The 21052-nt window shown below is 75.2% G+C and carries 17 protein-coding genes; 10 read left to right on the plus strand and 7 right to left on the minus strand.

The annotated features are described in order from the left end of the window. Positions 1–152: 152 nt before the first annotated feature. Positions 153–524, minus strand: a complete 372-nt coding sequence (locus FRAAL_RS26340; RefSeq protein WP_011607095.1) for a hypothetical protein — start codon at positions 522–524, stop codon at positions 153–155. Positions 525–624: 100 nt separating this feature from the next. Between FRAAL_RS26340 and FRAAL_RS32160 the strand changes: the two genes are divergently transcribed. From FRAAL_RS32160 to FRAAL_RS26355, 3 genes are all read left to right on the plus strand, one after another. Beyond that, complete coding sequence (locus FRAAL_RS32160) at positions 625–2178, plus strand: helix-turn-helix domain-containing protein (RefSeq protein WP_050997455.1); 1554 nt, start codon at positions 625–627, stop codon at positions 2176–2178. A gap of 88 nt (positions 2179–2266) precedes the next feature. Beyond that, the gene (locus FRAAL_RS26350) at positions 2267–3058 is read left to right on the plus strand and encodes an endonuclease/exonuclease/phosphatase family protein (RefSeq protein ID WP_011607097.1); all 792 of its coding nucleotides are present in this window, start codon (positions 2267–2269) and stop codon (positions 3056–3058) included. A 138-nt stretch (positions 3059–3196) separates the two neighbouring features. Continuing rightward, entirely contained in the window at positions 3197–4027 is an 831-nt protein-coding gene (locus tag FRAAL_RS26355) for a MerR family transcriptional regulator (RefSeq protein ID WP_041941032.1), read from the plus strand. A 103-nt stretch (positions 4028–4130) separates the two neighbouring features. Here the strand turns inward: FRAAL_RS26355 and FRAAL_RS26360 are convergent, their stop codons facing one another. Further along, entirely contained in the window at positions 4131–7757 is a 3627-nt protein-coding gene (locus FRAAL_RS26360) for an ATP-dependent helicase (protein WP_011607099.1), read from the minus strand. After that, positions 7754–11266, minus strand: coding sequence for an ATP-dependent helicase (locus tag FRAAL_RS26365; protein WP_011607100.1), 3513 nt, complete (start codon positions 11264–11266; stop codon positions 7754–7756). Before FRAAL_RS26365 ends, FRAAL_RS26360 begins: the two co-directional genes overlap by 4 nt. Before the next feature lie 81 nt (positions 11267–11347). On the opposite strand from FRAAL_RS26365, the gene FRAAL_RS26370 reads away from it, so the two are divergent. Beyond that, complete coding sequence (locus tag FRAAL_RS26370) at positions 11348–12097, plus strand: SDR family NAD(P)-dependent oxidoreductase (RefSeq protein WP_173402708.1); 750 nt, start codon at positions 11348–11350, stop codon at positions 12095–12097. Here the strand turns inward: FRAAL_RS26370 and FRAAL_RS26375 are convergent. Next, positions 12064–12489, minus strand: a complete 426-nt coding sequence (locus FRAAL_RS26375) for an MGMT family protein (RefSeq protein WP_041939816.1) — start codon at positions 12487–12489, stop codon at positions 12064–12066. The two genes, FRAAL_RS26370 and FRAAL_RS26375, sit on opposite strands and share 34 nt — an antisense overlap. 46 nt (positions 12490–12535) lie before the next feature. Continuing rightward, the gene (gene moeZ / locus FRAAL_RS26380) at positions 12536–13708 is read right to left on the minus strand and encodes an adenylyltransferase/sulfurtransferase MoeZ (protein ID WP_011607102.1); all 1173 of its coding nucleotides are present in this window, start codon (positions 13706–13708) and stop codon (positions 12536–12538) included. A gap of 205 nt (positions 13709–13913) precedes the next feature. On the opposite strand from moeZ, the gene FRAAL_RS26385 reads away from it, so the two are divergent. Then, positions 13914–14117, plus strand: coding sequence for a CsbD family protein (locus FRAAL_RS26385; RefSeq protein WP_083866929.1), 204 nt, complete (start codon positions 13914–13916; stop codon positions 14115–14117). Positions 14118–14307: 190 nt separating this feature from the next. On the opposite strand, the gene ku is transcribed toward FRAAL_RS26385, so the two are convergent. After that, complete coding sequence (gene ku / locus FRAAL_RS26390) at positions 14308–15420, minus strand: non-homologous end joining protein Ku (RefSeq protein WP_011607104.1); 1113 nt, start codon at positions 15418–15420, stop codon at positions 14308–14310. A 240-nt stretch (positions 15421–15660) separates the two neighbouring features. Between ku and ligD the strand changes: the two genes are divergently transcribed. From ligD to FRAAL_RS26410, 4 genes are all read left to right on the plus strand, one after another. Then, entirely contained in the window at positions 15661–16596 is a 936-nt protein-coding gene (gene ligD / locus FRAAL_RS26395) for a non-homologous end-joining DNA ligase (RefSeq protein ID WP_011607105.1), read from the plus strand. Between the two features lie 110 nt (positions 16597–16706). Next, positions 16707–16907, plus strand: a complete 201-nt coding sequence (locus FRAAL_RS26400) for an Rv3202a family protein (protein WP_011607106.1) — start codon at positions 16707–16709, stop codon at positions 16905–16907. A gap of 269 nt (positions 16908–17176) precedes the next feature. Continuing rightward, a complete protein-coding gene (locus FRAAL_RS26405; RefSeq protein ID WP_011607107.1) occupies positions 17177–17854 on the plus strand; it encodes a TetR/AcrR family transcriptional regulator in 678 nt (225 codons plus the stop codon). Positions 17855–17989: 135 nt separating this feature from the next. Continuing rightward, positions 17990–18214: a DUF3107 domain-containing protein gene (locus tag FRAAL_RS26410; RefSeq protein WP_041939818.1), complete on the plus strand. Its 225-nt coding sequence runs from the start codon at positions 17990–17992 to the stop codon at positions 18212–18214. A 117-nt stretch (positions 18215–18331) separates the two neighbouring features. Here the strand turns inward: FRAAL_RS26410 and FRAAL_RS26415 are convergent, their stop codons facing one another. Continuing rightward, positions 18332–19024: a ferritin-like fold-containing protein gene (locus FRAAL_RS26415; RefSeq protein ID WP_011607109.1), complete on the minus strand. Its 693-nt coding sequence runs from the start codon at positions 19022–19024 to the stop codon at positions 18332–18334. Positions 19025–19437: 413 nt separating this feature from the next. Here FRAAL_RS26415 and FRAAL_RS26420 point away from each other — a divergent pair, with 413 nt between their 5' ends. After that, entirely contained in the window at positions 19438–21036 is a 1599-nt protein-coding gene (locus FRAAL_RS26420; protein ID WP_011607111.1) for a DEAD/DEAH box helicase, read from the plus strand. The last annotated feature ends 16 nt before the right edge of the window (positions 21037–21052 follow it).

Genomic DNA, 21052 nt, shown 5'->3' on the forward strand with positions numbered 1-21052 from the left:
GACGCAGTCGTCCGAGCCCTCGCCGGCCCGGGGTACGCCGCGGGTGCCGGGCGGTCCCACCCATGGACGCCCGCATCCGGGCACCCGGCCCGCGGCCCGGAATCACCACACAGCCGCGCCGGGCGCCGACCGGTACGCCCGCGACCCTGCGCTCACCATCCTCGCGCCGCACCCCGACGATCGCGCGCGCGGCGCCGACCGCCCGAGCGCGCGGCCCCCCGCTCGCGGCCCGGGGCGCCGCGGCGCCGCACTGCGGAGCCCGTCGCCCGGCCGGGCGCGCCAGCCGCGGAGACCAGAAAGACCAGCGTGGCGGCGATCGCGACCTGCAGAAGTAGGGTCACGGGGGCGCCTGCGTCGATCGCCGCGGCGACCACCAGCCCGAGGGCCGCGCCGAGCAGACCCAGCAGGATGGTCATCACGCAGCCGATGGGGGCTCGCCGGGACCGGGGAACGAGGGCCCGTCCCAGCAACCCTATGATCACGCCAGTAATCAGAGCGCTGATGATGCCGGTCAGAGCGTTCACGGGCCGATTCTGCCGGCTGGGGACGATCGACGACCACGAGCGACCCGGCTCGGGTGACGAGGTGCGGGAAATGGCGACCACCAATCGGCAAACTGTCCCCATGGGACAGTTTCCGGCCGGTCTACCCGAGAGCCTCGCCGTGGAAGTTGACTCGCTGGGCGAGGAGATCATCGCGGCGATCGCCCGCGAGGTGCCCGCCTACGCCCGCCCGTTGGAGGGCCGGTTCGGCCGCGGGGTGCGCCGCGGGGTCGCCGAGGCCCTGCACCGCTTCCTCACCGTGGTCGAGGCCGGCCCCCACTGCGCACCGGATCTTGCCGCCAGCCGTGAGGTGTACGTCCGGCTCGGCCGCGGCGAGGTCCACTCCGGCCGGTCGCTGGACAACCTTCTCAGCGCCTACCGGGTCGGCGCCCGCGTGTCCTGGCGGCGCTTCGGGGAGGCCGCGGTGCGCCACGGCGGCGTCGACGCCGCGGGCCTGGTCTCCCTGGCCGAGATGATGTTCGCCTACATCGACGGGATCTCCGCGGCCTCCGCCGAGGGCTACGCCGCCGAGCAGTTCGCGGCGGGCGGCGAGCGGGAGCGCCTGCTCGACCGCATCGGCGAGATGCTGCTCACCGGCGCCCCCGCGGACGCCGTCGCCCAGGTCGCCGACGCGGCCAGCGTGCGGCTGCCCCGCCGGCTGGCCGCGGTCCTCATCCCGGCCCGGCCCGATCCGCAGCCGGCGGCCGGACGCGAATCGGCCGCGTCCGTCCCCGCGGGGCTCCTCCTGACGGGTCCCGTCCCGGCGGAGTTCGTCCCGGCCGGATCCGCCCCGAGCGGACTCGTCGCGGGCGGATCCGTTCCGGGCGCGCCCGTCCCTGGCGGATCCGTGCCGGGCGGGCTCGTCCCCGGCGGATCCGTTCCTGGTGGATCTGGCCCGGGTGGCGTCGGCCCGGGTGGGTTCGGCCTCGCCGAGTCCGCGCCGGCAGCGCCCGGCCGCTTCGAGCCGTTCATGCTGCCAGCGGACTGCCCGCGGGCCGTGCAGGGCCAGGACACCTGGCTGTTCGTGGGCTCGGCGGAACGCGGCCCGGCGCGGGCGGCGCTGGCGAAGCGGCTGGCGGGCCTCGCCGCGGTGGTGGGACCGGCGGTGCCCTGGGGCCAGGCCAAGGCGAGCGCCGCCCGGGCCCGGTTCGCCCGCGACGCGCGCAGCGCCGGCCGGCTCGCCGCCGCGGGCGCCGCCGACCCGCTGTTCACCGACGAGCACCTCAGCGCGCTGGTGCTCGCCCGCGACCCGGGTCTCGTGACGGATCTGGCGACCCGGCTGCTCGCTCCCCTCGACGGCCTGCCGAGTCGCACCCGCGAACGGCTGGCCGAGACCCTGCTGCACTGGCTGTCGCTGCGGGGGCAGCGCGGCCTGATCGCCGAACGGCTGCACATCCACCCGCAGACCGTCCGGTACCGGGTCAACCAGCTCCGCGAGCTGTTCGGGCCGTGCCTGGAGGATCCCGACGTCCGCTTCGACCTCGAGCTGGTGCTGCGCGCCGGCGCCACCGCTCCCCGCGCCGAACCGGCGCTCGGCCCGAGTGGCGCGCTCGGTGCGGGCGGTGTGGCCAGTTCGGGCGGTGTGGCCGCGGCCAGCGGGTCTGACCCGACGGCGGGCGCCGCGACCAGGCGCTGACACCCGGGCAACGCGCAGCCGGCAGCGAGGCCCGGCGCCCCTGCGTCGCCGAGGAGTCCGGGACCGTCCGATCCGGTACGGTCCAGGCGTGCGGCTGGGCTCCTTCAACGTGATGCACGGCCTGTCCCTCGCCGACGGGCGGGTCGAGCCGCATCGTTTCGCCGCCGCCGTCGCCGGGCTGGGCGCGGATGTGCTCGGCCTGCAGGAGGTCGATCTCGACCAGCCACGATCCGGCGGAGTCGATCTGGCTGCCGAGTCCGCGGCGGCGCTCGGGGCCGCCGACGGGAACTGGCGGTTCGTCCCGACCGTGTTCGGCACGCCGGGGGCCGGCTGGCGGCCCGCCGAGGGCGCCCGCAGGCCCGGTGAGCCGGCGTACGGCATCGCGCTGATCAGCCTGCTGCCGGTCCGCGAGTGGCGGGTGATCGACCTCGGCCGGGCCCCGGTCCGCTCCCCCATCGCGATTCCGGGTGGTCCGAACGGACCGGGACGCCTGATCCTGCTGGACGACGAGCCGCGGGTCGCGGTCGCCGCCCGGATCGACACGCCCGGCGGGCCGCTCACCGTCGTCACGACGCACCTGTCGTTCGTCCCCGGGTGGAACGCGCTGCAGTTGCTGCGGCTGTCCCGTCGCCTCGCCGACGTCGACGGTCCGCTGATCGTGCTCGGGGACCTCAACCTGCCGGGCCGCCTGCCGGCGGCACTGACCCGCTGGCGACGGCTGGCGGTCACCCCGACCTATCCCGCGCACGCTCCCCGCGTCCAGCTGGATCACGTGCTGGCCCGCGGGCCGGTGGGCGACGTCACCGCCGTCCTGTGCCAGCGGTCCGAGATCTCCGACCACCGGGCCCTGCTCGTCGATCTGGCCAACCAGCCGATCTGACCGGGCCGACCCGCCCGAGCGCGCCGGCGGTTGACCTTGCCCCATGGGCAGGCCGAAGCATGGCCGCAGCCGGGCGCCGTGCCTGGCACGAGGAAGGCCCTGGGCCGAAGAAGGCCCCGGGCCGAGGAGGCGGTGGCGATGGCGATGGCGCTGCTGACGATCGGGGAGTTCGCCCGGTTGAGCCGGCTGTCCCCGAAGGCGCTTCGGCTCTACGACGAGCTCGGGTTGCTCCGTCCGCGGCAGGTCGACCCGCTGACGGGCTACCGCCGCTACGCGCCGGAGCAGCTCGAAGAGGCCCGGCTGGTGGCCTGGCTGCGCCGGCTGGGGATGCCGCTCGCGCGCATCCGGCGGATCCGCGAACTCGACGGGCCCGCCACGGCCCGCGAGGTAGCCGCGTTCCTCGCCGACGCGGTCGCGCGGGCGAACCGGGCCGTCCGGGACCTTGTCGACCTCGATCCCGATCCCGATCCCGGCGCCAACGCCGGCGCCGAGGTCGACCCTGCCGGCGCATCGCGGGCGGTCGGCACGACGCTGACCGCCCTGCTGTGGACCGGCTCCGCCCTGGCGCTCGTCCACATCGGCGATTCGCGGGCCTACCTGCTGCGCGGCGGCGAGCTGCGGCAGATCACCCACGACCACACGTTCGTCCGATCGATGGTCGAGGACGGGCGCCTTCGCCCGGAGGAGGCGGCGACCCACCCGCAGCGGCTGCTCCTGCTGCGCGCGCTGGACGGCGGCGCGGCGACCTTTCCCGACATCGGGCTGCGCGAGGTGCGCCGGGGCGACCGCTACCTGCTGTGCTCCGACGGGCTGTCCGGCGCGGTGCCGGCGGCGGAGCTGCACCGGGTACTGGTGACGACGACCGAACCGGAACAGGCGGTCCGCGCGCTCGTCGCCCTCGCGAACGGCTCCGGTGGCGCGGACAACGTCACGTGCGTGGTGGCCGACGTCGTCCCGGCCGTGACCTGACGGCGGGCGGCGGCGGGCGACTGCGGTGCGTTCTGCCCGGTCTGCCTGTCAGAACCGTGCAGAACGCGCACCGCAACAGGCCGAGCTTCGGGGCGCGGCGGTGTCAGTCTGCGGCGCGGGCAGCTGGCGGGGGCTGTGCGCGTGTTTCCGGGGCTGGCGGGTGGTCGGGGGCGGCGAGCAGCGCGGCGAGTTCGTCCTCGGTCACCAGGGGCGGGCGGACGACGGCCCCGGTGCGGACGTAGAGGAAGGCGGCGTCGACGGCGCTCGGGTCGACGCCGCGCAACCGGGCCCAGGCCAGCCGGTAGACGGCGAGCTGGAGCTCGTCCGCGGACGACTGGCCGGTCTTCCAGTCGATCACCTCCCACCGGCCGCCACCGAGGTCGTAGACGGCGTCGATGCGGCCGCGCACGATCCGCCCGGCGAGGGGGAGCTCGAAGGCCTCCTCGATCGCGGCGGGCCGGCGCGATCCGTACGGGGTCCGCAGGAACGCCTCCTGCAACGAACGCAGGTCGTCGTCGGTGAGCTCGGCGTCCTGGGCGCCGGGCAGGTCCTCGGCGTCGATCAGCGCCCGATGGTCGAACAGTTCCTCCACCCAGGCGTGGAAGCGGCTGCCGCGGCGGGCCGCCGCGACCGGCTGACGCGGCAGCGGGCGGACGAGCTCGCGGGCGAACGCCGCCGGATCGGCCTGCAGCCGGACGATCTCGGACGCGGTCAGGTTCGCCGGCATCGGCACGTCGAGCTGCGGGACGCGGGCGGCCCGCTCCTCGACGACAAGCAGCTCCGCCTCGCGGTCGAGCTCGGCCAGCAGCGCCCGCTCGGCCACGGTCAGCCCCGACGGGTCACCGCCGCCCAGAACCGCCGACGCACCCTCGCGAGAGGGCGTCGGCGTGGCGTGTGGCGTCGGCGATGTCGACGTTGTCGGTGGCGTCGGCGTGCCCGGTGGCGTCGGCGTGCCCGGTGGCGATGTCGATGTCGAGGTCGGTGGCGTCGGCGTGCCCGATGTCGATGGCGATGGCGTCGGGGGCGGTGGAGCGGTGGGGGACGGCGGGACGTCGGCGCCGAGCGGGGGCGGGGTGAGCGCCGCTTCGAGTCGGGCGAGGACGTCGCGGGCCGCCTCGACCCGGCGGGCGTACGGCTCGGGTTCGTAGGGGATCGGCCAGGCGAAACGGCGGGGGGTGGCCAGCGCCGGATTCGACTTCTCCGCGGGCCGCGGGGCCCAGAGGTCGACCCGTCCGCCGCCGCCGCGGGCGTGCTCGGCGAGTTCCGTCAGGAAGACCGACGCGCCTCGCGGGCGCTTCTGCGCCGGCCCCCACCAGTGCCCGCTGGCGAACAGCAGCGACTTCGCCCGGGTCACCGCGACGTAGGCGAGCCGGCGCTCCTCCCGCTCGGCGTAGGCGCGGACCTCGGCCGCGAACGCGTCGAGGTCCGCCTTCTGGTCGGAGACCTCGAAGGCGGGCAGGTCCGCGGCGTCGCCGCGCAGCGGCACCGGCAGCACGCCGGGCGAGGTCGTCCACTGGTCCCGGACGGTGACGTCGGGGAAGACCCGCTCGCTGAGGTTCGGCACGGCCACGACCTCCCATTCCAGCCCCTTGGAGCGGTGCATCGTCATCAGGGCGATCGCGTCCGCCCCGGAGGGGCCGCTGACGTCGAGGCCCCGCTCGTGCTCCCGGGCGGCGCGCAGGAAGCCGAGGAAAGCGTGCAGGGAGGTCGTCCCGTCCGGGTCGGTGAAGTCGGCGGCGACGTCGAGGAAGGCCGCGACGTTCTCCTGGCGGCGGGCGCGCACGGCCGCCTCGGTGGCGGTGAGCTCGACGTCCAGCCCGATCGTGGCGACGACGCGGTGCAGCAGGTCGAGCAGGCCCTCGCCGATATGGGCGCGCAGCTCGGCGATCTCGGCGGCGAGCCGTCGCACCCGCAGTCGGCCCTCGGCGGACATCTCGGGGCCGGGGTCGTCGAGGACGTCGGAGAGGGCGACGACGTCCGCCGGGTCGACGTCGGCCACCGCCGCGGCAAGCGGATCCGCACGCCCCGGCAGGTCGGGCTCCGCGTCGGCGACGGGCGGGGGGCTGCGGACGACCTCGCGGGCGTGGCGGCCCAGCGCGGCGAGGTCGCGGGCGCCCAGGCGCACCCGCGGGCCGGTGAGCAGGCGGACGAGCGCGGCGTTCGCCGTCGGCGCGTCGAGGACCTCCAACACCGCGACGATCTCGGCGACCTCCGGCACGGTGAGCAGGCCGGTCAGCCCGACGACCTCGACCGGCAGCCCGACCGCCTGCAACGCGGTCAGCAGCGGCGGGATGTCCCCGCGGGCCCGGACGAGGACGGCGATGTCGCCGGGGTCGGTGCCCGCGTCGACCACCGCGCGCAGCCGGTCGGCGATCCAGGCCACCTCGTCGGCCCAGCTCGCGTGCAGGGCCACGACCGTCTCGCCGCGGTCGGCGACGTCGGCCCGTGGGCGCAGCTCGACGACCCGGTGGCGCGCGCGCAGCTGGGCCGCCACGGCGTTGGCGAGATCGAGCAGCCGGCCACCGCTGCGCTGGTTCACCGACAGCTCGTAGACGTCGGCCGGGCGACCGTCGGCGCGCGCGAAGTGGGTCGGGAAGTGGTCGAGGTTCGCCACCGACGCCCCACGCCAGCCGTAGATCGCCTGACACGGGTCGCCGACGGCGGTGACCGGGTGGCCGCCGCCGAACAGGCCGGTGAGCATGCGGCGCTGGGCGACCGAGGTGTCCTGGTACTCGTCGAGCAGGACGACGGCGGCCCGGGCCCGCTCGGCGCGGCCGACCTCCGGCATCGTCTCGGCGAGACGGGCCGCGTAGGTGACCTGGTCGCCGAAGTCGAGCACGTCCCGCTCGCGGCGGGCGGCGCGGTAGTCGGCGACGAGCGCGGCGAGCTCCGAGCGCCCTCGGGCGGCGGCCGCGAACCGGCGCAGCCGCTCCTGCACACCCTTCGTGCCCCGCCGATCTCCGGCGGCGGCCAGGGCAGCCAGTACCTCCTCGCCGAAGGCGGTGTCGAAGGCGACGAGCGTCGCCGGGTCGACGAGGTGCTCGCTCATCTCCGCGTCGAGCGCGACCAGCTCGCCGACGACGGCCCCCAGCGAGCGGGTCAGCGCCTGCACCGGGCCGTCGTAGGCGCGGGCGACCCGCGCGGCGAGCTGGTAGCGCGCCGCCCCGGACAGCAGCTGGACGTCCGGTTCCAGGCCGAGGCGCAGCGCGTTGTCGACGACGAGCCGCCCGGCGAAGGCGTGGTAGGTGGCGACGGTGGGTTCGCCGTCCACCTCGGCATCCGCGGCCGATCCGGGCGCGCCCGGCCAGCCGCCGGCGTCGGCGGCGCCCGCCTTGCGCAGCGCGAGGCGCACCCGGCCGGCCAGCTCCCCGGCCGCCTTCGTGGTGAAGGTCAGCCCGAGCACCTGCTCCGCGCGCACCTGACGGGTCGCGACGAGCCAGACCACCCGGGCCGCCATCACCGAGGTCTTCCCGGAGCCGGCGCCGGCGACGATCACCCCCGGTTCCAACGGGGCGGTCGCGGCGGCGATCTGCTCGTCGGTGTAGGGGACCTCGAGCAGGTCGCGCAGGTCCTCCGGGTCGAGCCGCGGACCGGCGGGCGCGCCGTCGGCGTCGTCGCTCGGATCGCCGCCGAACCCGGGCAGGAACGGCTGGCGGGACGCCGACCCGCCGGCGCCCAGGTGGCCCCGGCCAGCCGGCGGACGAGGATGACCGGATCCGGCCGCGTTCACTCGATCACCTGCCGTCCCTCGGGGCGGGTGGGGCAGCTCGTCTGGAACGTGCACATCGTGCAGTGCTCGCCCGGCGTCGGCCGGAACGCCTCCGCATCGATGGTGCGCACCGCCTCGCCGAGGACATCGTCCATCCAGGTGGGTCCCTCGGCGGGCAGGGCCTCCTGCGCCTGGACCTCGGGCGGGCCGGGTGCCTCGCCGGGCAGGCGGGGCCCGGCGCCGGTGCCACCGGCATCGCGGCGAAGCTGGACGAGCTCGGCGCCGCCGGGCACCGCGGAAGTCGCCACGGCGGGACCGCCAGCAGCCGGGTCGCCAGCAGCCGGATCCACAGCGGCCGGGTCGACAGCGGCGGGGCGACCGGCGGCGGGAGTGGCCGCGGCGATCGCCGCGTCGAGGGCGCCGGTCCGCACGGCGAGCTGGTAGCTGCCGAGCTGGGGGTGGGTGGCGAGCTCGGCGCGGCCGGGCGCGCTGCGGCCGGTCTTGAAGTCGATGACATGCACCCGGCCGGCGTCGTCGAGCTCCAGCCGGTCGATGAACCCGCGCAGCATCACCTCCCGGCCCGCGACGTGGAGCCGGCAGGTGAACCGGACCTCCGCGTCGACGACCCGGCGCCCGCGCTCGCCGGCGTGCCAGGCCAGGAAGCGGGCCAGCGCCTCCCGGGCGGCGGCCCGCTCCTGGTCGCTGCGCCAGCGGGCCTCGTAGTCGAGATGCCGCCAGACGGTGTCGAGCCGGGCGTCGAGAGCGGCCAGATCCGCCGGGGTGCGCCCGGTGGTCACCTCGTCGGCGAGGGCGTGCACCACCTTGCCGAAACCCTGCGCGGTCGAGGCGACGGTGACCGCGTGCGCCTCGTGCTCCAGGAACCACCGCAGTGAGCAGGTGCCGATGCTCGACAACGACGAGCCGGACAGCCGCAGCGGCGCGCCCGGCGCGACGACCGGCACGTCGGAGTCGGTCACGTCGAGCAGCCCCCACCAGGTGGTCGGGTGCGCGGCGGGGACGAGCGGGCGGTGGGCGTCGTCGCGGGCGGCGGCGAGGGCGGCGAGGCGGCGGCGGGCGGCGGCGCGCAGGGCCGGACTCGACGTCGGCTCGGTCGCCAGCCGGCGCAGCGTCGCGACGAGGCCGACGAGGGTCAGCGGCCGGGCCGGGCGACCGGAGATGTTCTCGACGGCGACGCCGAGCTCGTCGAGCAGCCGGCTGGGCAGGCTGCCGTCGTCGTCCGGGCTGTTGACGGCGGTGACCAGCAGACGCCGCCGGGCCCGGGTGAGCGCGACGTAGAACAGCCGGCGCTCGTCGGCGAGCAGGTCCTGGCGGGTCAGCGGCGGGCGCAGGCCGCCGCGGGCGGGTGCGTCGAGCTGCTCGGCGCCGAGCAGCGAATGCCGCTCCCGCAGGTCCGGCCAGATCCCGTCCTGCACCCCGCAGACGGCGACGACGTCCCATTCCAGGCCCTTGGCGCGGTGCGCGGTCAGCAGCCGCACGCCGCGGCGGCGGGCGTCCTCCCCCACCGGCGCGATGGCGTCGGCGGCGATCTGCTGACGGCCCAGCTCGTCGACCAGCGACGCGGCGCCGGTGCCGGGCCCGCGCCGCTGGGCGAGGCGGGCGACGGCGTCGAACAGCGCCACCACCGCGTCGAGGTCGCGGTCGGCTGCGCGCCCCGCCGCCCCGCCGGCCGCCGACGCCGCCACCAGCGCCTGCTGCCATCCGCTGGCCGACCACAGCGCCCACAGCGCCTGCTCGGGCGAGCCGGCCGGCTCCCGCAGCGCCCGGCGGGCCACGACGAGCAGGTCGCCGACCCGGCGGGCGGGCCGGGCGACCGGATCGGCGACGCGCACCAGCCAGCGGTCCGGATCGGCGACAGCCTGGCGGACCAGCTCGGCCGACGCGGCGGGCTGCCGGGCACCGGCGTCACGATCGCCGCCACCCGCGTCACGATCGCCGGCACCCGCGTCGCGATCGCCGGCACCCGCGTCGCGATCGAAGGCACGCAGCGCGCGGCCCAACTCGCGCAGGCCCGCCGGGTCCGCCCCGCCGAGCGGGGAGGTGAGCAGGGTGCGGGCGGCATCGGCGGTGAGCGCGCCGGCGGGGTTGTCCGCGCAACGCAACGCCAGCAGCAGCAGCGCCGCGGCGGGTTCCTGCGCGACGGGCAGGTCGTCGCCGTCGACGCTGACCGGCACGCCCGCGGCGGTCAGCACCCGGCGCAGCCGGGCGATGCGGTCCGCGGTGCGGACGAGGACCGCCATCGCGGGCCAGGGGGTGGCGTTCTCCAGGTGCTCGCGGCGCAGCAGGTCGGCGACGGCCTCCGCCTCCGCCCCGGCACTCGGGTAGGTCCGGACCTGGACCCGGCCCGCGCCGAGGTCGGTGCGCCCGATCAGGTCGCGGTGCGCCCGGATCTCGGCCACCGGGAGCCCGGCCGCCGGGATTCGCCTGGCCACGTGCCGGCTCGCCAGCAGCGGGGCGGGCGCCATCCGTCGGCCGGTGCGCAGCGCGACGATCGGCGCCCCGCCACCGCGCCCCGGCGTGCCGAACCGCTGCGGGAAGTCGAGCAGGCCGGCGACCTCCGCCCCGCGGAAGGCGTAGATGGACTGGTCGGGATCGCCGAAGACGACCAGGTCGCGCCCGCCGCCGGCGACCGCGCGCAGCAGCCGCTCCTGAGCGGGGTCGGTGTCCTGGTACTCGTCGACGAAGACGTGGCGATAGCGGGCGCGCAGCGCCTCGCCCGCCTCGGCGCCCTCGGCGACGACGACGGCCCGGTGCACCAGGTCGGCGTAGTCGAGCGCGCCCTCAAAGCCGAACACGTCGAGGTACATCTCGTAGAACTCGGCGAGGGCGGCCCAGTCCGGCCGGTCGGTGCGCCGGGCCAGCTGGGCCAGGCCCACGGGCTCCAGGCCGACCTCGCGGGCCCGCGCCAGCAGCGCCCGCACCTCCTCGGTGAAGCCGCGGGTACCCAGGGCGCGGGCGAGCTGCGGGGGCCAGACGGGACGGCCGTCCTCGCGCGAGCCCTCGATGAGCTCCCGCAGCCGGCTGTCCCGCTCCGGGCCCGACAGCAGCCGGAACCCGCCGTGGGGCGCCGGCCGATCGTGCGCCCGCAGCAGCGCCAGGCACCAGGCGTGAAAGGTCCACGCCCCCGGCCCGCCCCCGCTACCGGGGCCGCCCCTGGAGGCGGAGCCGCCGGGACCCAACCGGGCGGTGATCCGCTCCCGCAGTTCGCCCGCGGCCCGGCGGCTGAAGGTGAGGACCAAGATCGACCGTGGGTCCGCTCCGGCCTCGATCCGGGCGGCGACCGCCTCGACCAGGGTCGCCGTCTTACCCGTGCCCGGGCCGGCGAGCACCAGCAGCGGGCCCCCCGGGTGCTCGATGACCCGGCGCTGCGCCGGGTCGGCGACGAACCGGCGCGGCGGCGTGAGCGGCGTCGGGACGAGCCGGTGGCCGGCGGGCGCGGCGGGGGCAGGTGCGGCAACCACCCCGACAGCACACCACGCGGGTCCGACAGCCTCGCGACGGCTCCCGACCATGCCGCGCCACGCGGGGATGCGCCGGGGTCGGGGTCGGGGTCGCGTGCACGCGCCGGCCGCGACATGGCACTGTCATGGCCCATGACCGAATGCAGCGGCAAAGTTGCGCTGGTGACCGGGGCGGGATCGGGCATAGGCGCCGCCTGCGCCCACCGCCTGGCGAGCGCTGGCGCCCAGGTTGTCGTCACGGATCGCCATCCGGACGGCGTCAAGGAGGTGGCGGCGCAGATCGAGCGGGACGGCGGGGCCGCGATCGCGCTGGAGGCCGACGTCACCGATCCCGACGCGCTCGAACGGGCGGTGCAGGCCGCGGTCGGCACCTTCGGGCGGCTCGATCTGGCGGTGAACAACGCCGGCGTCACGGCCGGGCGTGAGCCGGTCGGGACCACTCCCGCCGAGGACTGGCAGCGGGTGCTCGACGTGAACCTGTCCGGGGTCTTCTACAGCATGCGGGCCGAGATCACGGCGATGCTGCACGGCGGCGGCGGCGGCTCGATCGTCAACATGGCCTCGGTGTTCGGCACGGTCGGCTTCGCCGGGTCCGCGCCGTACGTCGCCGCCAAGCACGGCGTGATCGGGCTGACCAGGACCGCGGCCCTGGAGTACGCGACGCGGCGGATCCGGGTCAACGCGGTCGCGCCCGGCTTCGTCGACACCCCGCTGCTGCACGTCGACGGCCGCCGCCAGCGCGGCGCAGCGCTGCTGGCACCGATCCAGCGGCTCGGCACCGCCGAGGAGGTCGCCGAGGTGGCCGTGTTCCTGCTCTCCGACCGGGCGTCGCTGGTCACCGGCAGCGTCTACCTCGCCGACGGCGGCCTGTCCGCCCGTTGATCAGCAGCCGGGCGGCCGTCCCAGCGGGCGGCGGCGAGGTCTACTCGTTCGCCGTTCGCCGACAGCGGGGTGCGGTCGACGGCGAGCCGGCGCAGTGCCTCGGCCGGCGCGGCCGGGTTCGGCTCGCCGCTCGCCCGGATGACCCGGTGCCACGGCAGGTCGTCGTCCGCGTAGCGGGACAGCGCCGCACCGACGGTCCGGCCGGTGCCCGCGCCGACGTACTCGGCGACGTCGCCGTAGGTCATCACCTTGCCCGCCGGGATCCGGGCCACCGCGTCGAGCACCTCGGCCGCGTGCGGGCTCGGCTCGGCCCCGCCGAGGCGGATCCGGGTGCCGAGCCCGGCGGACACGCTCGCCGGCGGCGCGTCGCGCCGGCCGCGTGGCCGGCTCACCGCGACCCCGCGGACCGGCGCACGCCGGTGACGGACCCGCCCACGCTCAGTAGACCGGCAGGGACTTGTCGACCTGGGTGGCCCAGGCCGTCACGCCGCCCTGGACGTGCACGGCCGAGGAGAACCCCGCGCCCTTGAGCGTCGCGAGCGCCTCGGCGGAGCGCACCCCGGACTTGCAGTAGACGACCACCCGCCGGTCCTGGGGCAGCTCGGCCAGGTGGGCCGGCAGGTCGCCCTTCGGGATCAGCCGGGCGCCGGGGATCCGGACGATCTCCCACTCCGCCGGCTCGCGCACGTCGACCAGCTCGATCGGCTCGCCGGCGTCCAGCCAGCCCTTGAGCTCGCTCGCGGTGATCGTCGAACCGGCGGCCGCGAGCTGGGCCTCCTCGGAGACGACGCCGCAGAACGCCTCGTAGTCGATCAGCTCGGTGATCGTCGGGTTCTTCCCGCAGAGCGGGCACTCCGGGTCCTTGCGGACCTTGATCGCCCGGTAGGTCATCTCGAGGGCGTCGTAGACCATCAGCCGGCCGACCAGCGGGTCGCCGATCCCGGTCAGCAGCTTGATCGCCTCGGTGGTCTGGATGGACGCGATCGACGCGCACAGCACGCCGAGCACGCCGCCCTCGGCGCAGGACGGGACCATCCCGGGGGGCGGGGGCTCCGGGTAGAGGCAGCGGTAGCACGGACCGTGGTCCGCCCAGAAGACGCTGGCCTGGCCGTCGAACCGGTAGATCGAGCCCCAGACGTACGGCTTGCCGAGCAGGACGGCCGCGTCGTTGACCAGGTACCGGGTGGCGAAGTTGTCGGTCCCGTCGACGATGAGGTCGTACTGGCTGAAGATCTCCATCACGTTGGAGGTATCCAGCCGGGTCTCGTGCAGGACCACGTTGACGTACGGGTTGATGTTGAGGACCGAGTCCCGCGCCGATTCGGCCTTCGACCGGCCGACGTCGGACTGGCCATGGATGATCTGGCGCTGCAGGTTCGACTCGTCGACGGTGTCGAACTCGACGATGCCGAGCGTTCCGACGCCCGCGGCCGCCAGGTACATCAGGGTCGGTGAGCCGAGCCCGCCGGCGCCGACCGCCAGCACCCTGGCGTTCTTCAGCCGCTTCTGGCCGTCCATGGCGACATCCGGGATGATCAGATGCCTGGAGTACCGGCGAACCTCGTCGACGGTCAGGCCCTCGGCGGGGTCGACCAGGGGCGGAAGGGACACGCTTGCTCCTCGCGTTCGGTGTCGTTCTTCGACGATGCCACACCCGCGCGCGGCCTCGTCGGGAATGAGCCATCCCGCGCCCGATCCGCGTGCGTCCGCTGCCGCTTCGGCTCGCGGACCTCGCCCGGAACGACTCCCGTCGGTGCAGCGCCTGGCACCCCCGGCGTGTTCCCCGGACCCCGCTGGGTACACCGACGATGACCTGATGACCACACCCCGTGGGGAGTTGAGTGCGGTGTCCTTCGTTGACAAGGTCAGGAACAAGGTGGACGAGCTGCGAGGACGGGGCAAGGAGACGGCCGGGAAGGCCACCGGCAACCGGGACCTGCGGGCCGAGGGCCGGGGCGAACGCGGCGTCGCCGACCTGCGCGACGCCGGCGAGAAGGCCAAGGACGCCTTCCGCCGCTAGCTCCCTCCCGCGGCGGCCGGCCCCGGCCGGCCCCGCGGTCGCCCCCCGGCAGCCCCGGTTCTGGCCTGCGGGAAGCCGGTTGCGGTGCGGTGCGCACGGCCTGCGAACCAGGACCAGGCAAAACGTACCGCAACCGGCGTCGGGGGCAGGGCCGGCAACCTCGGCTGACAGCGCTACCGCTCCGGTGAGATCAGGCTGAGCGTCGGGTGGGCGCAGCGGTGTGTGCAGGCGCGGCCTTCGATTTCGCGGCTCCCCGGGCGGTCTCGCCTTTGGCGGCCGCGTCCTTGGCTGCAGTGCCCCTGGCGCCGGTGCCCTTGGCCGCCGTGGTTCTGGCAGGCGCGGACTTGGCCGCCGTCGTTCTGGCGGCCTTGGCCGCCGTCGTTCTGGCAGGCGCGGCCTTGGCAGGCGCGGCCTTGGCTGGGGCGGTCTTCGACGCCGTGCCTCTCACTTCTGGTGGGCTGGCCTTCTCGTCGGCGGGCTCGGCGGCAGCGACGGGTTCGGCGGGCTCGGCGGCGCCGGCACCGTCGGGGTGGTCCCGCCGGGCGGCGGCGATGCTCGCGCGCAGCGCGGCCATCAGGTCCCCGACCGGCTCCTGCTCCGGGCTGGCCGGCGGGCTGACCACCTCACGGCCGGCGATCTTGGCGTCGATGACCGACTGCAGAGCCTCCCGGTACTCGTCGGTGAACCGGGTGGGGTCGAAGTCGGCGGCGAGGGTGTCGATCAGCGAGGCGGCCATCGCCAGCTCCTGCGGACGCACCTCGACGTCCTCGTCCAGGAACGGGAAGTCCGGCTCGCGCACCTCGTCCGGCCAGATCATCGTCTCCAGGACGAAGACGCCGTCGCGCACCCGGAGCGTCGCGAGCTGCTCGCGCTGCCGCAGAGCTATCTTCACCAGCGCGACGCGGCCCGATTCGGCGAGCGCGTCGCGCAACAGGACGTAGGGCTTCGCGCCGGTGCGGTCCGGTTCGATGTAGTAGCTCTTGGCGAAGTAGATCGGGTCGACCTGCTCCAGCGGGACGAACTCGAGCACATCGATCGCCCGGGAGGTGGACAACGGCAGGTTCGCGAAGTCCTCGTCGGTGAGCACGACGGTCTGGCCGTCCGGCAGCTCGTAACCCTTGGCGATGTCGGCGTAGTTGACCTCGTCCCCGTCGGCCTCCGCCACTCGGCGATACCGCACGCGGGACCCATCCGAGCGCCTGACCTGGTGAAATGCGACATCCCGTTCCTGCGTCGCGGAGTAGAGCCGGACCGGGATCGACACCAGGCCGAAGGAGATCACACCCTTCCAGATCGAACGCATGTTCGCCCCTCACGTCGATTACCCACCATGGTGACCCACCGGACGCCCACGAGTAAGCCAGATGAGGGAAACGCCCAAAGTTATCAGCAGACGCGACCCTGGGCAGGGCGGTTCGCGAGCGGGACACCGCTCGGATGACGCCGGGTTGCCACCGTCGGCACCGGCCGGAAGGGGTGAGGACGTGCCCGGCACATCGGCGGGAGCGGCGGGCACGGCGGGCACGGCGGGAACGGGGCCGGGATGAGCGACGCGGCGCACCAGACGACGGTCGAGGTCGATGGCCGCCAGCTCCGGCTGTCCAACCTGGACAAGGTCCTCTATCCGGCCACCGGCTTCACGAAGGCCCAGGTCATCGACTACTACCACCGGATCAGCGAGGTCGCCGTGCCGCACCTGGCGGACCGGCCGCTGACCGTCGTCCGCTTCCCGAACGGCGTCGCGGAGTCGAGCTTCTTCACCAAGAACGCGCCCTCGCACCGGCCCGACTGGACCACCACCGCACGGCTGCCCTCGCCCGGGTCCACGAAGGACCGCTCGACGATCGACTACCTCGTCGCCACCGACCGCGCCACCCTGGTGTGGCTGGCCAACCTCGCGGCGCTCGAACTGCACACCCCGATGTGGCGGATCTCGACCGGGCTGCCCGACCTCGTCGTCGCCGATCTGGACCCGGGCGCGCCGGCCACGGTGGTCGACTGCGCCCGGGTGGCCCTGCTGCTGCGCGAGGTGCTGCCCGAGCCCCTGTGCGTGAAGACCAGCGGGTCCAAGGGCCTGCAGGTCTACGGACGGGTGTCCGACGGGCGAACCGCCATGCAGGTCCGGGCGGACATGCGCGCGGTGGCCACCCGGCTGGAACGTGACCATCCCGACCTCGTCGTCGCGAACATGCGCAAGGATCTGCGTGGCGGTCGGGTGCTGCTCGACTGGTCGCAGAACAACCCGGCCAAGACGACGGTGAGCGTCTACTCGCTGCGCGGGCGGGAACGCCCCACCGTCTCCACGCCGGTGACCTGGGCGGAGGTGCGCGGCTGCCGGCGCCCCGAGGATCTGGTCTTCACCGCGGACGAGGTGCTGCGGCGGGTCGACGACCACGGGGACCTGTTCGCCCCCCTGCGCACGGACCCGTCCACCGGCGGGCGATCGGCCCGACCGGGTGGGTCGGATGGTTCCGCGTGAGACGGCCCGATTCCGGGCACACCGCGATCCGGACCCGGCCCGGGCCCCGGACCGCATCCGGCACCCGCCGCGGCGGGCCGCCACCCCGACGAGCGCAGGAGGACGTCCCCATGGGAGTTCCCACCGATCTGCCAGTCTCCGGCCTTCCTCTGGAGACGCCGGACGCCGACGCGGCCGAGCAGGCCCGGGAGGTGCGCCCACCGGCGGGCGCCCCGCCGGTGCCCCCCGCGCGGCCGAGTGAGGCCGACGAGTTCGACGTCGTCGAGCAGAGCATCGTCGTCGAGACCGACGAGGACGACTACGACCGCTGACCCACCACCGCCGACGCCGCCCCACCGCCGACGCCGCCCCACCTTCGCCCTACCGCGGACGCCGCCCCGACCTTCGGCCCACCGCTGACGCCGCCCCGACCTTCGGCCTACGGATGATGCCGCCGCCCGACGTTCGCCACCCCCGGACGTCCGGCCGGCCCGCTGTGCGACAGTGAGCCGGCCGGCGGGGTCCGGTGATCGCGATCCGGTGCCCGCGCCCTGTCGGAGTCCGCGGGTAGTGTTGACCACATCGACCAGGAGGTGCGCCGGTGACCGCCGAGCCAGCCTCGCCCGGCACGCGCCCGGGGCGGACTCCCCGGCTCCCTCGCACCGCCCGCCGCTTTCAGCTCCTCGGAGCCGCGCGCGAGGTGTTCGTCGCCCAGGGCTACCACGCCGCCGCGATGGACGAGATCGCCGAGCGGGCGGGCGTCAGCAAGCCGGTCCTCTACCAGCACTTCCCGGGCAAGCTGGAGCTGTACCTCGCGCTGCTCGACGAGCACGCCACCCAGCTCGTCACGAGCGTGCAGGAGGCGCTCGCGTCGACCACCGACAACCACGCGCGCATCGCGCGCTCGGTGCGCGCCTACTTCGACTTCGTCAACGACCCGTCGGGCGCCCACCAGCTCGTGCTGGAGTCGGACCTGCGCAGCGTGCCCGCGGTGCGCCAGCGCATCGAGACCGCGTTCGCCCAGTGCGTGCGTTCCATCGCGGCGACCATCGTCGCCGACACCGGGCTGACCCAGGACGAGGCCGACCTGCTCGCCGTCGGGCTGGTGGGGCTCGCCGAGACGGCCTCCCGGTGGTGGCTGGTCCGCGGTGGCACCGTGGCGAAGGAGCGGGCCATCGAGTCGATGGTGGAGCTGGCCTGGCGCGGCATCGGCGGGTACCCCCGCACCGAAGCACCCGATCCCAGGCCCGCGCACGAGGAGCGCCGGTCCGACCGGTGAGCGCCGGGTGTGCCGGGAGCGAACACGCCGTTCCCGTCCCGGTGGAGAAGTCCCGGAAGCCATAGTGTGGGCGGTGATCCAACCTCGGCGGCGGGTGTCCGCCGGCGGTAGGTGCGACGAAGGCGGAGGTCATCGGTGGAGGTCAAGATCGGCGTGCGGCAGGTCAGCCGGGAGCTGGTGCTGGAGAGCGACCAGTCGGCGGAGGCCCTCGCCGCGTTGGTGGGAGAGGCGGTCAAGACCGACAACGGCGTGCTGAGCCTCACCGACGACAAGGGTCGGCAGGTGGTGGTTCCGGTCGCGTCCCTGGCCTACGTGGAGATCGCCGCCGGCGGGCCGCGGCGCGTCGGTTTCGGCGGCTGATCGAGGACTGATCGCGAGCTCGGCGTGCCGTGCGGCCTGTCCGCCCGGCACGCCCGGCGGGCGATCAGGCAGACAGACGGACAGGCGGACAGGCCCGATGCGGCGGCGGCGCGGCGATCAGGCGGACAGACCCAGCGCCGCCATCCGGCGGCCGTGCGCGGCCATGATGCGGTTGAAGATCGCCGCCAGCGCGTCCAGGTCGCCGACCCCGACCAGCAGGCCGGTCAGCGCGTCCCGGTCGACGCCCACCCGCTGCGCCTGGGTGAGCGCCTCGCCGACCAGTCGGCGGGCCCACAGCGCGAGGCGCCCGGCGACCGTCGGGTTGGCCTCGATCGCCGCCCGCACCCGGTCGACCGCGAATGCGGCGTGGCCGGTGTCGTCGAGGACCTTCAACACGAGTTCTCGCGACGGCGAGGGCAGGCGCGCGGCGATCTCGCGGTAGAAGTCGGCCGCGATGTTGTCGCCCACGTACGCCTTGACAAGGCTCTCCAACCAGTCGGCCGGGGCGGTCGAGTTGTGGAACGCGGTCAGCGGCCCGATGAACGGCGCCATCGCGTGCTCCCGGTCGACGCCGAGCCGATCCAGTTCCCCGCAGATGGCCTGAAAGTGGGAGAACTCGGCGGCGGCCATGGCCGCAAGGGCAATCTTGTCACCGAGGGTGGGGGACATCCGCGCGTCGGTGGCCATCCGCTCGAAGGCGGTCAGCTCGCCGTAGGCCAGCAGGCCCAGCAGGTCGACGGTCGCCTGGTCCGGCTGGCCGGCCAGGTCCGGTCCGGGCGCGTCGGTCGGCGGGAAGGATGTCTGTGTCACAGCCGCGATTCTGGCACCTGCCGCCGTCGCTGTCGGCAAACCTCGGCCGAGGAGCCCCCACTCGGCGCGCACACCAGCTATGCTAGGTCTTAGCCAGAGGTCATTATGTCACCTCGGCTGTCGCGTAGCAGGCGTCGCCTCGTCACCTGTGCACCCAGAGTAGCCATCTATGGCGCCGGGGCACACGGACTTCGGGTCGCGGGCGCCGCGCGGCTCACCGCGAGCGGGTTCAGCGTAGACACCGCTCAGAGAAGACCAGGAGCGTCCCGCTGTCCGTCACAGCCGCAGCACCCTCGGATGATCTACCCACTCCCCAACCCCTGACCGACACGCCCGCAACGCCGGCCGCGCCCACGTTCGCCGACCTCGGGGTTCGCTCCGAGACGGTCGAGGCGCTGACCGAAGCGGGCATTGTGCACGCTTTCCCCATCCAGGAGCTGACGCTTCCGCTCGCCCTGGCCCGCAACGACATCATCGGCCAGGCCCGCACCGGCACCGGCAAGACCCTCGCCTTCGGCATCCCCATCGTCCAGACGGTGCTGGCGGCGAGCGAGGGCGCCGACGGCCGGCCGCAGGCCCTCGTCGTCGTGCCGACCCGCGAACTGTGCGTTCAGGTGACGTCCGACGTCACCCGCGCCGGCGCGGGCCGCGGCCTGCGGGTGCTGTCCGTCTACGGCGGACGCGCCTACGAACCGCAGCTCACCGCGCTGCGCGCCGGGGTCGACATCGTCGTCGGCACGCCGGGGCGGCTGCTCGACCTCGCCCGGCAGCGGGTGCTCGACCTCGCCGCCGTGCGCACGCTGGTGCTCGACGAGGCCGACGAGATGCTCGACCTGGGCTTCCTGCCCGACGTCGAGCGCATCATGGCGCAGCTGCCGACCAGCAGGCAGACCATGCTGTTCTCCGCGACCATGCCCGGCCCGGTCATCTCGCTGGCCCGCCGCTTCATGCAGCGGCCGGTGCACGTCCGCGCCGAGCAGCCGGACGAGACGCGCACGGTGCCGACCACGCACCAGCACGTCTTCCGCGCCCACGCGCTGGACAAGATGGAGGTGCTCGCCCGCGTCCTGCAGGCGGGTGGCCGCGGGCTCGCGATGGTGTTCGTGCGCACCCGCCGCACCGCCGACAAGGTCGCCGAGGACCTGGACAAGCGCGGCTTCGCCGCCGCCGCCGTGCACGGCGACCTCGGGCAGGGCCAGCGCGAGCAGGCGCTGCGCGCGTTCCGGGCCGGCAAGGTCGACGTCCTCGTCGCGACCGACGTGGCCGCCCGCGGCATCGACATCAGCGGCGTGACCCATGTCGTGAACTACCAGTGCCCCGAGGACGAGAACGTCTACCTGCACCGGATCGGCCGCACCGGCCGCGCCGGCGAGAGCGGCGTCGCCGTCACGTTCGTCGACTGGGACGACCTGCCCCGGTGGACGCTGGTGAACAAGGCGCTCGCGCTGCCGTTCGACGGCCCGCTCGAGACCTACTCCACCTCGCCGCACCTGTACGAGGCGCTCGGCATCCCGCCGGAGGCCAAGGGCACCCTCCCGCACGCCGCGCGCACCCGCGCCGGGCTCGATGCGGAGGACCTCGAGGACCTCGGCGAGTCCCGTCGTGGTGGGCGCCGCGGGGCGCGTTCCGGGCGCGAGGCGCCCCAGGCGGACAACCCGCCGGTGCCGGCCCGCACCCGCACCCGTCGCCGCACCCGCGGTGGTGGCGCCGCGGCCGCCGCGACCGGCCTGACCATCGCCGCCGACGGCAGCGAGCAGGACGACCCGGCGCCGGATCTGGATCTGGACCTGGACCTGGACGTCGTCGCCTCCGACGGCACCGCCGACACCGCGCACGTCGTCTCGACGCTGTCCCCGGCCGGGGGCGGCGAGCCGGTCCGTCGCCGCCGTCGCCGCCGCGGCAACCGTGGGCGCGGCTCCGGTACGGCCGGCGACCTGACGGAGGCCGACGGCGACGCGATCAGCTCGATCGGCGCGCTCGACGACGAGTCTCCGCGGGCCGAGTCCGCCTGACCAGGCGGACCGCCCC

This window comes from Frankia alni ACN14a (genome assembly GCF_000058485.1).
GTDB classification, from domain to species: domain Bacteria; phylum Actinomycetota; class Actinomycetes; order Frankiales; family Frankiaceae; genus Frankia; species Frankia alni.